This is a genomic window from Ascidiaceihabitans sp. (assembly GCF_039986515.1).
Taxonomy (GTDB): domain Bacteria; phylum Pseudomonadota; class Alphaproteobacteria; order Rhodobacterales; family Rhodobacteraceae; genus Ascidiaceihabitans.
Genome location: NZ_JBDWQO010000007.1, coordinates 490,158 through 504,339, shown reverse-complemented (window position 1 = coordinate 504,339; position 14,182 = coordinate 490,158). Strand labels below are relative to the sequence as shown.

General features: G+C 54.2%; 14 protein-coding genes. 4 read left to right on the top strand and 10 right to left on the bottom strand.

Going from position 1 to position 14,182, the window contains the following annotated elements:
- The 3 genes from ABJL60_RS05155 to ABJL60_RS05145 are packed head-to-tail and all read left to right on the top strand — an operon-like array spanning position 1 to position 1,923.
- Entirely contained in the window at positions 1-759 is a 759-nt protein-coding gene (locus tag ABJL60_RS05155) for an SDR family oxidoreductase (RefSeq protein WP_348289158.1), read from the top strand.
- Between the two features lie 3 nt (positions 760-762).
- Positions 763-1,536, top strand: a complete 774-nt coding sequence (locus tag ABJL60_RS05150) for an SDR family oxidoreductase (protein ID WP_348375153.1) — start codon at positions 763-765, stop codon at positions 1,534-1,536.
- Positions 1,537-1,551: 15 nt separating this feature from the next.
- Complete coding sequence (locus tag ABJL60_RS05145; protein WP_348289162.1) at positions 1,552-1,923, top strand: VOC family protein; 372 nt, start codon at positions 1,552-1,554, stop codon at positions 1,921-1,923.
- An 80-nt stretch (positions 1,924-2,003) separates the two neighbouring features.
- Here the strand turns inward: ABJL60_RS05145 and ABJL60_RS05140 are convergent, their stop codons facing one another.
- From ABJL60_RS05140 to ABJL60_RS05125, 4 genes are read right to left on the bottom strand one after another with little or no spacing between them, the layout of a single operon-like run.
- On the bottom strand, positions 2,004-2,873 hold the full coding sequence (locus tag ABJL60_RS05140) for an acyl-CoA thioesterase II (RefSeq protein WP_348375151.1): 870 nt from the start codon (positions 2,871-2,873) through the stop codon (positions 2,004-2,006).
- On the bottom strand, positions 2,870-4,828 hold the full coding sequence (locus tag ABJL60_RS05135; protein WP_348375149.1) for an acetoacetate--CoA ligase: 1,959 nt from the start codon (positions 4,826-4,828) through the stop codon (positions 2,870-2,872). Before ABJL60_RS05135 ends, ABJL60_RS05140 begins: the two co-directional genes overlap by 4 nt.
- Positions 4,825-6,048: a serine hydrolase domain-containing protein gene (locus ABJL60_RS05130; RefSeq protein WP_348375148.1), complete on the bottom strand. Its 1,224-nt coding sequence runs from the start codon at positions 6,046-6,048 to the stop codon at positions 4,825-4,827. The genes ABJL60_RS05135 and ABJL60_RS05130 overlap by 4 nt, the downstream gene beginning before the upstream one ends.
- A 3-nt stretch (positions 6,049-6,051) precedes the next feature.
- Positions 6,052-6,795, bottom strand: coding sequence for an enoyl-CoA hydratase/isomerase family protein (locus ABJL60_RS05125; protein WP_348375146.1), 744 nt, complete (start codon positions 6,793-6,795; stop codon positions 6,052-6,054).
- Between the two features lie 149 nt (positions 6,796-6,944).
- Between ABJL60_RS05125 and ABJL60_RS05120 the strand changes: the two genes are divergently transcribed.
- Positions 6,945-7,550 carry a 2-hydroxychromene-2-carboxylate isomerase gene (locus ABJL60_RS05120; RefSeq protein ID WP_348375144.1) on the top strand — a complete coding sequence of 202 codons (606 nt, stop codon included), beginning with the start codon at positions 6,945-6,947 and terminating at the stop codon, positions 7,548-7,550.
- Between the two features lie 69 nt (positions 7,551-7,619).
- Here the strand turns inward: ABJL60_RS05120 and ABJL60_RS05115 are convergent, their stop codons facing one another.
- The 6 genes from ABJL60_RS05115 to ABJL60_RS05090 form a co-directional block, all read right to left on the bottom strand.
- Positions 7,620-8,324: an ABC transporter ATP-binding protein gene (locus ABJL60_RS05115; protein WP_348375369.1), complete on the bottom strand. Its 705-nt coding sequence runs from the start codon at positions 8,322-8,324 to the stop codon at positions 7,620-7,622.
- On the bottom strand, positions 8,321-9,079 hold the full coding sequence (locus ABJL60_RS05110; RefSeq protein ID WP_108828523.1) for an ABC transporter ATP-binding protein: 759 nt from the start codon (positions 9,077-9,079) through the stop codon (positions 8,321-8,323). Before ABJL60_RS05110 ends, ABJL60_RS05115 begins: the two co-directional genes overlap by 4 nt.
- A 1-nt stretch (position 9,080) precedes the next feature.
- Entirely contained in the window at positions 9,081-10,370 is a 1,290-nt protein-coding gene (locus tag ABJL60_RS05105; protein ID WP_348375142.1) for a branched-chain amino acid ABC transporter permease, read from the bottom strand.
- Positions 10,367-11,323, bottom strand: a complete 957-nt coding sequence (locus ABJL60_RS05100; protein ID WP_108828526.1) for a branched-chain amino acid ABC transporter permease — start codon at positions 11,321-11,323, stop codon at positions 10,367-10,369. Before ABJL60_RS05100 ends, ABJL60_RS05105 begins: the two co-directional genes overlap by 4 nt.
- Positions 11,324-11,416: 93 nt before the next feature.
- Positions 11,417-12,658 (bottom strand): branched-chain amino acid ABC transporter substrate-binding protein, encoded by a 1,242-nt coding sequence (locus tag ABJL60_RS05095; RefSeq protein ID WP_108828528.1) that lies wholly within the window; start codon positions 12,656-12,658, stop codon positions 11,417-11,419.
- A 490-nt stretch (positions 12,659-13,148) separates the two neighbouring features.
- The gene (locus ABJL60_RS05090; protein WP_348375141.1) at positions 13,149-14,174 is read right to left on the bottom strand and encodes a phosphotransferase family protein; all 1,026 of its coding nucleotides are present in this window, start codon (positions 14,172-14,174) and stop codon (positions 13,149-13,151) included.
- Positions 14,175-14,182: the final 8 nt, after the last annotated feature.

The window sequence follows — 14,182 nt, the reverse complement described above, 5'->3', positions numbered from 1 at the left end:
ATGTTTGACCTGACAGGCAAGGTGGCGCTGTTAACTGGCGCCTCCAAAGGCATGGGGTTTGAGATGGCCAAAGGATTGGCCGAACATGGCGCCACGGTGGTGATCTCGTCGCGCACGCAAGAGGATCTGGATGCGGCAGCGACCGAGATCAACAAAGCTGTGGGGCGGGAGTGCGCCCACGGCGTTGCGGCCAACATCGTGCATGAAGACAGCTTGCAGGCGCTGGTGGACAAAACCCACGAGATTGCCGGCAAAATCGATATCGTGGTCGGAAACGCGGGCGTGAACCCATACTTTGGGCCGATTGGCGGCATTTCCAACAAGGATTATGAACGCACGATGAACGCAAATGTGCAGTCCAATCTATGGTTGGCCAAGATGGTCGCCCCAGACATGGAAAACGGCGGGTCGATGATGTTCACATCTTCCATTGGTGCGTTCAAAGCGTCCGATATGCTGGGGGTTTATGGCATGTCAAAACTTGCCCTGATCGGTTTGGTGCGCAACTTGGCCACGGAATTCGGGCCGCAAGGCATCCGCTTTAATGCGATCTGCCCCGGTCTGATCAAAACCGACTTTGCCCGCGAACTTTGGGACAAGCCGGGTGTGGAAGAGAAGTATTCTAAATCCATCCCGCTGCGTCGTTTGGGCGAGCCTGACGACTTTGCGGGCCTTGCCGTGTTCCTTGGGTCAGATGCCAGCAAATACATGACCGGACAGGCGCTGACTGTCTGTGGCGGGTCGAGCATGTGGGCGTAAGATATGGAACTTAAAGATAAAATCATTGTTGTGACCGGGGCTGCCAGTGGCATCGGAAAAGCCATGTGCATCCGCTATGCGGCAGAAGGTGCAAAAGCGATTGTTTGCGTAGACCGCGACACAGCAGGCGCTGAAGCCACCGCGAAAGAGATGGGCGGAACAGCGATGACCGTTGATGTGGCCCATGAGGATCAGATCGTTGCGATGATCCAAAAAGTCGAGGCCGAGATTGGTCCGATTGATTTGTTCTGTTCAAACGCGGGCATTTCGGTGGCCGGTGGCGTCGAAGTGCCAAATGATGACTGGCAGCGCATTTGGGACATCAACGTCATGTCCCATGTTTGGGCCGCCCGTGCCTTGGTGCCGCTGATGGCGGAACGTGGCGGTGGTTACCTACTGAACACCTCATCCGCTGCGGGGCTGTTGAACCAAGTGGGCAGTGCGCCCTACGGGGTCACAAAACATGCCGCGATCGGCTTGGCGGAATGGATGGCCATGACCTACGGCGATCAGGGGATCAAAGTATCTGTTCTGTGCCCGCAAGCCGTGCGCACGGAAATGACACGCGGCCATGAAGATCATGTCGCAGCCATTGACGGGATGATGGAACCGGAGCCTGTCGCAGAGGCTTGCGTGCAGACCATCCGCGACGAGACTTTTTTGGTTCTGCCCCACAAGGAAGTGATTGGCTATATGCAGGCTAAGGCGCAAAACTACGACCGTTGGATTGGCGGGATGCGCAAGCTTAACAGGAAATATGGCGGCTTTGACGCCTGATATGAAGGACTTACTATGATTGGGTACACAACCATTGGTGTGAACGACATGGAGCGCGCCAAAGCGTTCTATACAGGCGTATTTGAAAGCAAGAACGCAAAGGTCGTGATCGATTCCGGGCGCATTGCTTTTATCGGAACCGAACGCGGGCAACCTATGCTGGCGGTGTGCGAGCCATACGACAAAGAAGATCCAACGCCCGGAAATGGCGTGATGCTGGCGTTTCCAGCGGATGACAAAGCCCATGCTGATGCGCTTTATGCCAAGGCGATTGAGTTGGGGGCGACGTGCGATGGCCCTCCGGGGCAACGTATTCCTGATCGGTTTTATGGTGCGTATGCGCGTGATCCGGATGGCAACAAGATGTGTTTCTATGTCTTTGGCTAAAACATAGTTTTGATTATGTCGGGGGCTCTGCCCCCGGCCTTTGGCCTCCCCCGAGGTTTATTTAGCGAGATGAAGCCCGATCAGCTGCGGGGTTTGATAGGGCGGACCAGTCCTTCTTGAGCGGTTGAGGCGATCAGCGTCCCATTTTTGTCGTATATGCTGCCGCGGTTGAAGCCGCGCGCATTGCCGGTCCACGGGCTGTCCATTGAGTAAAGATGCCAGTCTTGAAATTGCGGTGTTCCATGAAACCACATGGCGTGGTCAAGGCTGGCCGACATCACTTCGCCTTTGAACCATGTCAGGCCATGTGGCCGCAACGAGGACCCCAGCAAGTTCATGTCAGAGGCGTAGGCCAGCAGGCAATGCTGCATTTGGGGGCTGCATCCCGCTGCCTCAGACATGCGAAACCACAGATGGTTTTTGTCGTCTGCCGGTGCTGGGTCAAAGAAGTCCCGTGGTGCGACTTCACGGATGTCGATAGGTCGGGGCCGCAAGAAATCTTTGCGGAACTTTTCAGGAAGTTTGTCGGCCTCTTCTGCACGCAAATCACGACGGTCGGGCCAATTTTCCGGGGCAGAAACATCAGGCATCGGATGCTGATGGTTCCAGCCCTCTTCTTTCACATGAAAGCTGGCGGACATATTCAGGATCTGTTTGCCATGTTGAATGGCCACAACCCGCCGCGTTGTGAAGCTGCCGCCGTCGCGGGCGCGGTCCACTTGATAAATGACGGGTATTTCCGGATCACCCGGCCGAATGAAATAAGCGTGCAGCGAATGGCATAAGCGGTCTGTCACAGTGCCATAAGCCGCGGCCAGCGCCTGTCCGATCACCTGCCCGCCGAAGATGCGGGTTGGCGTTTCACCACCCTGCCCCGTGCCGCGAAACAAATCGACTTCAAGCGGTTCAAGCGCCAACAGATCCAACAGCTTCTGGTGCGTTTCAGTCATGTATTCAGGTCCTGTGCAAAAGCGATGAAAAAATCGAAGCTGTCCGGGTTGGCCATGGAATCGCGGTTTACCACAGTGTTCGGATTGCCCCCCAACAGCAGTTTTTTCACAGGAACTTCAAGCTTTTTACCCGAGAGAGTGCGCGGGATTTCATCAACACTGACGATTTCATTTGGCACAAAACGCGGAGACACTGCCGTGCGGATAGCTGCGTTGATGTCCTGCTTTGTCGTATCTGTCAAAGCGCCTCGTGTGACAACAAACAGTGGCATGAAGCTGTCGCGGCCCAAAAATTCAAGATCGACGACCAGTGAATCCAGCACCTCATCCAAAGCTTCAACCGCCTGATAGATTTCTGCCGATCCCATCCGCAAGCCTTTGCGATTGATCGTGGCATCAGAGCGTCCGTAAATCACCGAAGACCCGTCGGCGCGAATTTCGATCCAATCGCCATGTCGCCAGATGCCGGGGTACATATCGTAATAGCTGTCGTGCAAACGGCTGCCATCGTCGTCGCCCCAGAAAAAGAGCGGCATGGAGGGCAAAGGCTGGGTACACACCAATTCCCCCACTTCCCCTGTCAACGCGTTGCCCGCCCCGTCGAACGCATGGACTGCATTGCCCAACGCGCGACATTGCATTTCGCCGGCACGTACGGCCATGCCGGGGTGCCCCAACACAAACGCACCTGCAAGGTCCGTGCCGCCCGAAATAGGCGCCAACCACACGTCCGCTTTCACGTCCTTGTAAATCCAGTCGTAGGCATCCGACGACAAAGGCGATCCCGTCGATCCGATGGAGCGCAGACAGTCCAAGTCCACAGCATCACGCGGCATGACACCAATTTTGCGACATCCGTCGAAAAACGCAGCCCCTGCCCCGAAAAACGTGAGCTTTTGCGACGCCACAAATTTCCAGACCTCCATCAAATCGGGATGGTGCGGTGCGCCGTCGAACAGGCACACACATGCGCCCTGCCCCAAAGCCATCCACTGCGCGTTCCACATGATCCATCCCGAGGACGTGATCCACGAAAAGCGGTCTTTGTGGGTCAAATCGTGATGCAAAGACTGCTTGGCAGCTTCTAACATGATGCCGCCGTGGCCGTGCACGATGGGTTTGGGATTGCCAGTGGTTCCAGAGCTGTAAACAATCCACAAAGGATGATCGAACGGCACTTGCGCATAATCCAATTGCGCGTGCCCATCACAGGCGGCCTGAAACTGGGCCCAACCTTGCAGTGCACCGCCATCTCCATCGGTGTGAGCCGCCACAAGCAGCTTGTGGCGCACCGATGGCAAACCGTCCGCGATTTGCGCCACAACGGCACTGCGATCCACGTGTTTGCCCGCATGCACATAGCTGTTTTGCGCGATCAAGACTTTGGGTTCGATCTGACGAAACCGGTCCAGAACCGCGACATGGCCCATGTCGGGTGCGCAGAGCGACCAAATCGCCCCAAGACTGGCTGTGGCCAAAAACGCAATCAGCGCCGTTTCGGTATTGGGTAAAATCGCAACAACGCGGTCGCCTTTCACAACGCCGCAGCCCCGCAAATGATCCGCAAAATTGGCCACTTTTTGGCGCAGCTCTGTCCAGCTTAACGTCTGGGTTCCAAAGGTTTCAGACTGCACACACAGCGCGTCCGCATCGGGACGCACATCTGCATGACGTAAGATGTTTTGCGCATAGTTAACATGTGCCCCGTCGCACCAGTCCGCCCCGGGCATGACGGAGCGGGACAACATTTTGTCGAACGGCGTCGAGGATTTCATGTCAAAAAACGCCCAGATTGCAGACCAAAAAGCGTCAAGGCCAGTGACGCTCCAGTCCCACATTTCGTTGTAGTCAGAAAATGTTAGACCGTTCTTTTCATGTAAAAATCGTTCAAATTCCGCCATAGTCGACGTGTTGTAGCGATCTTCGCTGGGGGTCCATAAAACAGGGTTTGTCATATCAATGCTCCGTGAACCAAGGCCTTCAATTCGGGGCGTGCAGGATAGGAGGATGACGGCGAGAGCTGCGTGAAGAAGATCACCGAAAGATCCTGAACCGGGTCAATCCAGAAAAACGTAGACGCCATGCCGCCCCAACTGAAATCGCCTACAGATCCCGCAGAGCGCGCTCTGGCCGGATCAAGGACAACCGCGCCCCCCAGTCCAAACCCCATGCCTTCCATCGGTTGTTCCGCAAAGCTTTGTGGTCCCATGGATGCAATGTCGCCCGGCAAATGATTACGCATCATGAAGGCAACTGTCGCCGTGGACAGCAATCGCACATCCCCAGATATTCCACCCAGCCGCAGCATTTCAGAAAAACGCGCGTAGTCGTCGATTGTGCCGACAAGTCCCCCACCGCCCGACGCCATAGAGGCCGCCAGAAAGGGCGACCCTTTGTTGGTGTCGACACAGCGCAAGGATGGTGCATCGCTGCCCCGTTGCGTCGTATTCAAGGCAAGTGGATCGCCCGTCAGGGGCGTATACAAGGATGCAAAACGGTCTTGGTGACCGGTGCGCACGGAAAATCCTGTGTCTTCCATGCCCAACGGATCCAGGATCATTTGTTGAATTGTCAGTGCCAGATCTTGGCCGGTAATCACCTCGATGACCCGTCCGATCACATCAATACCAACCGAGTATTCCCAACGTGTGCCTGGCACAAAGGACAACGGCAATTTGGCGACCGCTTTGCACATGTCAGCCAAAGCGCCTTGATCAGGCTTAAAAACAAGATCGTCTTCAGCCATTTCGGCGGCCAGCACACCCGGGTTGAACGGATAGCTCAGACCCGATGTGTGCGTCAGCAACTGGTGCAACGTCGGACTGGGGCACGGCACCGTGTCGTCAATATCCTGTGCCCCGGGACGCAAGGCACGACAGTCTTTGAATTCTGGTAAAAACCGCGACACCGGCGCGTCCAGATGCACCAAACCACGTTCAACCAAAATCATCAAAGCCACAGTCGTCACAGGTTTGGTCATCGAATAAATGCGTGCGATTGTGTCGCGCTCAAACGGTCGCCCGGATGCAAGATCGGCATACCCGGCGGTATGGAAAAACCGTTCATGGCCGTTTTCCAAAACAAGCGTGGCGCAACCTGCAAACTTCCCGTCATCGACGTAGGATTGCATCCACGCTTTCACGGGATCCAAACGGTTTACATCAAGATTGAACATCGGCTACCCCAACATCTTTTGCATGGCGGGACGGGTTTCGTCGGTGAACCACAAATCGGGCTCTGCCGTTGTGGCCGCCTTTATTTGCGCAATCACATCACCCCTGATCTGGTGCTTGATGGATGCAAAGGCTTTTGGGGGAAGCTGTGCAAATTCTTGGGCCGCTTCAAGGGCGCAGGCATGTAGGGCATCCGGTTCAACCACATCGTCCACAAGGCCCGCCGCCAATGCGGCCTCGGCGCCGATGGGTTTTCCACGTAAGATCAAACGACGCAGCGTGTTGGTGTCCAATGTGGCACGGGCGATTTCCACCGGACCAACGGGGAAGTCGACACCGACACGGACCTCGGCCAAACCAAACTGTGCGCGGGTGTCAGCGACGCGATGATCTGCGGCCAGAACAAAAAACAGCCCCCCCGCAATCGCCGCGCCGTTAACTGCACATATGACAGGCTTGGGACAACTGTATTGTGCCAAAAACCCTTCGTTCAGCCCGTGCACAATCGCTTTTTGTTGCGCTTCATCAAAGTCCTGAGCGGCTTTCAAGTTCAGCCCCGCAGACAGGACTTTCAAGGGGCTGGTCAGCACAATGGCCTTCACATCTTTATCCGCGCCCAATTGGTGCAGCACATCGCGGTAGCCCATCAACTTTTCCGGCGTCAACGCGTTGACGGGGGCCGCGTTCAGAGAAAGCTCTATAACACCGCCGTCGTGTTTTATCTGCGTGATCCACTGTGTGTCTGTCATTTTGCGCCCCTTGTTTCGATCAAGTTTGCCGCACAGTGGAAGACGCGGAAAGGGAAATCTGCCCCAGGGACACGATTGACCGCAGCGTCACCCCAAGCGTAGCCTTTGGGAAAGGGGAAAGCCCCTGCGACTTCAAGAAAGCCAACACTATGCAAACGATTGAATTTTATTACGATTTCAGCAGCCCCAATGCCTATATCGCCCACAAACTGTTGACCGGTATTGCGAAACGCACAGACGCAAAGCTGATCTATAAACCGTTTTTGTTGGGCGGCGTGTTCAAAACCACGAACAACGCAGCTCCGCTTGTCGCGTTTCGTGAGGTGACGGGAAAAATAGACTACATGCGCGTCGAAATGGCCCGTTTTCTGGAACGCTTTGAGGTGCCGTTAAAATTCAACCCGCATTTTCCCGTCAATACCGTGAATTTGATGCGGGGTGCCGTCTATGCACAGGGCAAACACTGGGAAACAGCCTATATTGATCGGCTGTTTGACGCGATGTGGATCGAAGGCCGAAACCTTGCTGAATCTGGTGTCGTAGATAAGGTCCTGAACGATGTAGATGCCCCGCTAGACAACATTAACAACGCAATTCAAGATACTGAAATAAAGTCACAATTGGCAGATGTGACACAAAGTGCCGTGGATCGCGGGTGCTTTGGGTCTCCTACTATGTTTGTGGGAGACGAGATGTTTTTTGGCAAAGATTCATTAAGTGATTTGGAATGGCGGTTAGGCACGCAAAGCCCCTAATCGTTTCACACGATGGGCATGCTACCGGACACCTTAAATGTCCGGCACCTTTTCACTATCGAAGGCCTGTTAGACCTCTAGCCATTCTTTGCGAACATCATCACGTCCACGCAGTTCGTCAGGTGTACCTTCAAAGACAACTTTGCCATGTCCCATAACGTACACACGATCGGCAATATCCATCGCAATCGACAGCTTTTGCTCGACAAGCAACGTCGCTACGCCGCGCTTTGCGATCTCTTGCAAAACGTCGGCCACACGCTGCACCATTTGCGGACTTAACCCTTCTGTGGGCTCGTCAATCATCACAAGTTCAGGATCGCCCATCAAAGTGCGGCACATGGTCAGCATCTGCTGTTCGCCCCCCGACATCACGGATGCTTCAACATCGGCGCGTTCTTTCAGGTTCGAGAACATATCAAACATGTTTTCCATGCTCCAACGTCCCACACCTTCTTTCTGGCCCGGTTTCATACCCAAAATCAGGTTTTGGCGGGTCGTCAATCCTGGAAAGATATCGCGATTTTCAGGCACATACCCAAGACCGATGTTTGCGATTTCAAAGGCCTTTTTGCCGGCAATCTCCTGGCCTTTGAACTTCACCGATCCATGTGGTTCGACTTCACCCATGATCGCCTTGCAGGTGGTGGAACGCCCAACCCCGTTGCGGCCCAGAAGGGCTACGATTTCGCCTTCCTTTATGTTCAGGTTTACCCCTTGCAGGATGTGCGATTTGCCATAGTAGGCGTGCAGGTCTGTGACTTCGAGCATCAGTGGTCTGCCTCCAAAACTTCGCCCAGATAGGCTTCTTGCACTTTAGGGTTGGCGCGCACTTCTTCGGGGCGGCCTGTTGCGATGATTTCGCCGTAAACCAGCACCGAAATGTAGTCCGCCAAACCAAACACCACACCCATGTCGTGTTCGACCATCACCAATGTCTTGTTTTCGGTGACTTTGCGGATGAGATCCACAATGTAGTCGGTTTCCGAATGGCTCATGCCTGCCGTGGGTTCGTCCAGCATGATAACGTCAGCGCCACCGGCAATGGTGATCCCGATTTCAAGGGCGCGCTGTTCTGCGTAGGACAGAACCCCCGCAGGCAGATTGCGCCGCTCCGTCAGGTTGATCTGTTCGAGGATTTCCTCGGCCCCTTCCGTCAAAGCGCGGCTGCGATCCAACAAGTTCCAGAAGGAATACTTGTACCCCATCGACCACAGCAACGCACAGCGCACGTTTTCAAACACCGTCATGTTGCCAAAGATGTTGGTGATCTGGAATGACCGCGACAGACCCATGCGGTTGATCTCATGTGGGGCTTTGCCCGCAAGATCCGCGCCATGAAGCGAGATCGTACCAGAGGTCTGCGGAAAACGCCCCGTGATCAGATTGAACAGCGTCGACTTGCCAGCGCCATTCGGCCCGATGATCGCATGGCGTTCGCCTTTTGCAATTTCCAATTCCACGCCGCGGATAATTTCGGTTTTTCCAAAGGCTTTACACAGCCCGTTGAGATGTAATGCAGCCGCCATTTCAAACGCCTCCTTTTGGGGGTGTGTTGGCTTCGCCCCATGCCTCTTTCAAGGCAGGCGCGGTTTTACGCGTGATCCAGAACGCCACAGCCGTCACCGCAAAGACGATGATCCACGGCACGATGCTGTGGCTGTCAAAGGTGGTCCAGAACAGGGTCATCTCATTGTCTCCTGTGGCCGCGTGCCGATAGTGGAACGTCATTTCGACCAAGCAGGCCAACCCCAACACCGCAATCAATCCAGGCAAAAGCGTTTTCACGTATGGCATGGTCAATGTGCCAAGCTTTCCAAAGCGCATCGCAGGCACATGCATCATCATCAGCCCTGCAAGGCCCCCGGGGAAGAACATAACCGTGGCAAGGAACAGGGAGCCTGCGTAGAACGCCCAAAGCTCTGTTTCCAAAGACAAGACCGTCTGCAACAGCGTGAAGGCAATCGCCCCGATGATCGGCCCGAAAAAGAAGCCGACGCCGCCCAAAAAGGTCACCAGAAGGATCACACCAGAGGACGCTGCGTTCAGGTTTTCTTCGGTCAGGATCTCGTAGTTGATCGCAAACAACCCGCCTGCGATGCCGCAGAAAAAACCGGACGCCGCAAAGCTGTAAAAGCGTACCCAGCGCGCAGAGTATCCCAAGAAGGCCGCCCGTTCGGGGTTGTCGCGCACCGCATTGGCCATACGCCCCACAGGTGTGCGTGAAAACAGATACATCAGAACCGCAGACACCATCAGCCAGAAGGAAATCAGGTAATACACCTCGATCTGTTTCAGAAACTCGATGCCAAAGAATGGCAGACCATACGTCCGGTCGCCCGAAATCCCCTCTTCACCGCCAAAGAAGGCCACGATGATGATCGAACAGGCAGCAATCAATTCCCCGACCCCAAGCGAGATCATGGCAAAGCGTGTGCCAGCCCCGGTCGTCGAAAACGATCCGATAAGCATCGCAAAGCCCATGCCGAACAGACCGCCAAACAGCGGCAGCAACGGCAAGGGAAAGGCCACCCCGAAATCTTCAACGTAGTTCATGACGTGCATGCAGAAAAATCCGCCAAGCCCCATGTAGACCGCATGGCCAAAGGAAAGCATGCCCCCCTGACCCAGCAACATATTGTAGGCCAGTGCAAAGATCACCGTGATCCACATCTGGTTCATGATGGTGATGGACGAATTGTTGGTGAAAATGAACGGCAAGATCAGCAGTAAAACACCTGCGATGATCCATGGCATATAGGTGATGGACAGAAGTCCTGCACGCATCGGCGAAGCGGTGTTTGTGGCTTGATTGCTCATGCGTCACGGTTCCCAAATAGGCCATAAGGACGGAAGATCAGGATCAGCACCATCAAGATATAAGGCAGAATATCTGCGATCTGGGGGCTGGTAACCGTCCAAAGGTCTCTAAAAATATTGTCATCCAGGTTCTCTGGTGTGGCGATGCCGATGGCATTCAACACATCCGACATGGCAAGGTTGTACGCCTTGGCGAATGTGGTGATCCAACCGATCAACAACGACGCGACAAGGGCGCCCCAAAGCGATCCAAGACCACCAATGACGATTGTTACAAACACAATCGAGCCCAGCACAAACGCCATGCCCGGGAACGTGCCCAGAACCGGCCCTGCAATGACCCCCGCAACACCTGCCAGCGCGGTGCCAACACCAAACACACCCATAAAGATCAACGGGACATTGTGGCCCAGGGCCTCAACCGTTTTGGGATAGCTCAAGGCGGCTTGAATAATCATGCCCACGCGCGTTCTGGTCAGGATGTACAAAAGCCCGATGAAGATCGCGATCGATATGAAGATCATGAAAATCTTGTACGCGGGAATAGAATTGCCCGCGATGGCAAAGGCGGTAAAGTTTAAAACATCCGGAATATCAAAGGGCATCTGGTTCTTGCCCCAGACGAACTGCACCAGTTCTTCGATCAGCAGCGCAAGCCCGAAGGTAAAAATCAACTCGGGCACATGGCCGTATTGGTGCACACGCCGCAATCCGTAGCGTTCAACCCCTGCCCCCATCACACCCACGACGACGGGCGCCACCAGCAACGCGACCCAAAAGCCAAGCGCCAGACTGATCTGGTATCCGAAATACGCGCCCAGCATGTAAAAACTGGCATGGGCAAAGTTCAAAACGCCCATCATTGAGAAAATAAGCGTCAGGCCGGCCGAAAGCATAAACAACAGCAATCCGGTCACAAGCCCGTCGATAAGATTGACGAGGATGAGTTCCATCGGTGCCCCCCAAAGGACTGTGGGTTGGTGGTTGGAAAAGGTGCGGCATGACCCGCCCCGCCGATCCGGCAGGACGGGTCAGTCAAAAAGCGCTTATGGGCGCTTCATGTTGCATGAGGACTCAGAGTCCGCAGATGCCATTTCGATCGTTTTGATCGCTTTCACACCATACTCGGACCCGTCGTAGGCAAAAGTGATGCCTTCTTTTGTGTGGGCCTGAATGTGGACGTTCTGGATCGCCTGGTGATCGTTTTCACGCATCATAACCTGACCACCCCAGAGTGAATCGTAGGTCATGCCTTCCAGCTCGTAGGCAATTTTCACAACATCATCAGCCGTGCCCGCCGCATCGATCGCCGCGGCCAGCATGCCAATGGTGTTGGTGATGCGGGATTGGTCCACGTTGCCGTCAGGATACTTCGCTTTGAACGCATTGTAGTAGTCAGCTGCCGCATCAGACACGGGCGGGTTGATCTGACCCTCAGACACCAGACGGATCACGCCTTCGCCTGTTTCACCAAAGGCCGCCGTGATACCGGAACCCGCAGCATAGTACGTGTAGATCGGGCCGTCATAACCGTTTTCAACGATGGACTTCCCAAGGCCCAACATATCCGCACCCCAGTTACCTGTGATGACCGCTTGTGCGCCGGACGCGACGATTTTACGTGAATACGGGGTAAAGTCTTTCACTTTGCCGATCGGGTGCAATTCGTCACCGACGATTTCGATATCGGGACGCTTTTCGCCAAGGAAACGATTGGCCGCAGCAGATACCGCTTTGCCGAACGAATAGTCCTGACCGATGATGTAGACCTTTTTGATGCCTTCATCAGCGGCAATTGAATCCGTCAACGCGTCCATCTTGATGTCGGCGTTGGCGTCAAAACGGAAGTGCCAGAAGTTGCACTTGTCGTTTGTCAAAGCCGGATCAACAGCCGCGTAGTTGAGGAACAACACGCGGTCGTCTGGGTTGCGTTTGTTATGCTTTTCAACGGCTTCCGTGATTGCGTTCGCAACACCCGAAGAGTTGCCCTGCGCGATAAAGCGAATGCCTTGGTCGATTGCGACCTGCAACTGGATCAGCGACTCTTTCGGGCTGATCTTGTTGTCAAAGGCGACGATTTCGATATTTTGGCCACCCAGAACACCACCGTTTTGGTTGATCAAGTAGTCCGCCGCGAATTCAAATTGGTGCAGCCCGTTTGTGCCTGTGCTGGCAAAAGGGCCTGACAATGGGTCAATAAACGCGACTTTGATGTCGGCCATGACCGCCACAGAGCTGACAGACAGCGCCAGCGCCGCGGATACACCAAGTTTAATGGATTTACGCATAGAAGTTCCTCCCTAGAACAATATCCGACATACATCTCGTGTATTTCGTTAGTGTCGGTATGCAGGAAGCGTCGCACACGTAGGATATAAGTCAAGCTTTTGAAAAACCGCCCTTTTGCCAAACTAAAGCGGTATTGATTAAGAAAAACGAGACTATTTGTCTTGTTTTTTAACCCAAAAATTGCTGCACATGCACCAATTTACGTGAACGTCATGCTTTATGATATTGAAATTATTGTATAGTTTTCGAAATTCTTACAGATGCAAACTACTCAATACTTTCTGCAAGTGCAAAACACCCCGACAGACGGATTTTCATATCACGTTCTACAGTCATCAAACCGACTGAAAGTGACGCAAGGGCATTTGGGCGCACAAGAACACGCAAAAGGGCCAAGGCGCGTGTGTGCCCTGGCCCTCAAAATTCAAAAAAGGCGATATGCTCAATTCTTGGACTTTTGCCGAAAACAAAGGCAGGCAAGTCAGGGTGTTACAAATCCAGGGCCTTCAATCCGTTCTGTGCAAACACAGGAACAAAGGCCCCCACCTTCATCGCACGTTCAGGATTGGACGCATTGCCATCCAAAGCGCGTTTCAACACCCCCTGAATGATTGCGGCCATACGGAAAAAGCAAAAACCGACATAAAACCCAAAGTTATCAATACCATCAATGCCACGACGCATGCAGTATTGGTCGATAAACTCTTGATCCGTCGGCAGCCCCAATGCTGCGCGGTCCACACCAGCCAGCCCGCGACCTTCTTTGCCTGCAGGCAATTGCCATTGCATGATCACCGACGCCAGATCCGCATAGGGATGGCCTGTCGTGCTTAGCTCCCAATCCAGAACAGCCAAACAATTGGTGCCGTCGGCCTCGAAGATCATATTGTCGATCCGGTAGTCCCCATGTACCAACGTGCGCTGCCCGTCATCGGTGGGCATGCGATCCGCCAAAGCATCCATTAATCGATCCATGGCTGGCACATCACCCGTTTCAGAAGCTTTGTATTGTTTGGTCCAGCGCCCGATCTGGCGTTCGAAATAGTTGCCGGGAGGGCCATAATCACCAAGCCCGACGGCTTCGATGTCCACATCATGCAGTGCCGCCAACACACGGTTCATATCGCCAATGATCGCGGTGCGTTCTTCAACCGTTCGCCCGTTCAGCGTGGGTTCATTGAAATTACGACCAACCACCTGATCCATGATGTAAAACGATGACCCAATCACCGCATCGTCTTCACACAGCACATGCATTTTCGATACAGGCACATCCGTGTCCCACAACGCCTTTTGCACACGAAACTCGCGATCAACGGCGTGGGCTGATTTCAACAGCTTTCCGGGCGGCTTGCGGCGCAAAACGAAATTGCGGGCCGGTGTTTTCAACAAAAACGTCGGGTTGGATTGCCCACCTGCGAATTTTTCGGCCTCGATCGGGCCTTCAAATCCGTCCAGATGGTTCTTTAGATATGCGCCAACCGCGTCCAGATCGAGTGTTTGCGTGTCCGCCATGTCGGCCT

Bases quoted from the DNA above. Each gene is read 5' to 3' on its own strand.
- ABJL60_RS05155 (WP_348289158.1), top strand. From the start codon at position 1: ATGTTTGACCTGACAGGCAAGGTGGCGCTGTTAACTGGCGCCTCCAAA.
- ABJL60_RS05150 (WP_348375153.1), top strand. From the start codon at position 763: ATGGAACTTAAAGATAAAATCATTGTTGTGACCGGGGCTGCCAGTGGC.
- ABJL60_RS05145 (WP_348289162.1), top strand. From the start codon at position 1,552: ATGATTGGGTACACAACCATTGGTGTGAACGACATGGAGCGCGCCAAA.
- ABJL60_RS05140 (WP_348375151.1), bottom strand. From the start codon at position 2,873: ATGACTGAAACGCACCAGAAGCTGTTGGATCTGTTGGCGCTTGAACCG.
- ABJL60_RS05135 (WP_348375149.1), bottom strand. From the start codon at position 4,828: ATGACAAACCCTGTTTTATGGACCCCCAGCGAAGATCGCTACAACACG.
- ABJL60_RS05130 (WP_348375148.1), bottom strand. From the start codon at position 6,048: ATGTTCAATCTTGATGTAAACCGTTTGGATCCCGTGAAAGCGTGGATG.
- ABJL60_RS05125 (WP_348375146.1), bottom strand. From the start codon at position 6,795: ATGACAGACACACAGTGGATCACGCAGATAAAACACGACGGCGGTGTT.
- ABJL60_RS05120 (WP_348375144.1), top strand. From the start codon at position 6,945: ATGCAAACGATTGAATTTTATTACGATTTCAGCAGCCCCAATGCCTAT.
- ABJL60_RS05110 (WP_108828523.1), bottom strand. From the start codon at position 9,079: ATGGCGGCTGCATTACATCTCAACGGGCTGTGTAAAGCCTTTGGAAAA.
- ABJL60_RS05105 (WP_348375142.1), bottom strand. From the start codon at position 10,370: ATGAGCAATCAAGCCACAAACACCGCTTCGCCGATGCGTGCAGGACTT.
- ABJL60_RS05100 (WP_108828526.1), bottom strand. From the start codon at position 11,323: ATGGAACTCATCCTCGTCAATCTTATCGACGGGCTTGTGACCGGATTG.
- ABJL60_RS05095 (WP_108828528.1), bottom strand. From the start codon at position 12,658: ATGCGTAAATCCATTAAACTTGGTGTATCCGCGGCGCTGGCGCTGTCT.
- ABJL60_RS05090 (WP_348375141.1), bottom strand. From the start codon at position 14,174: ATGGCGGACACGCAAACACTCGATCTGGACGCGGTTGGCGCATATCTA.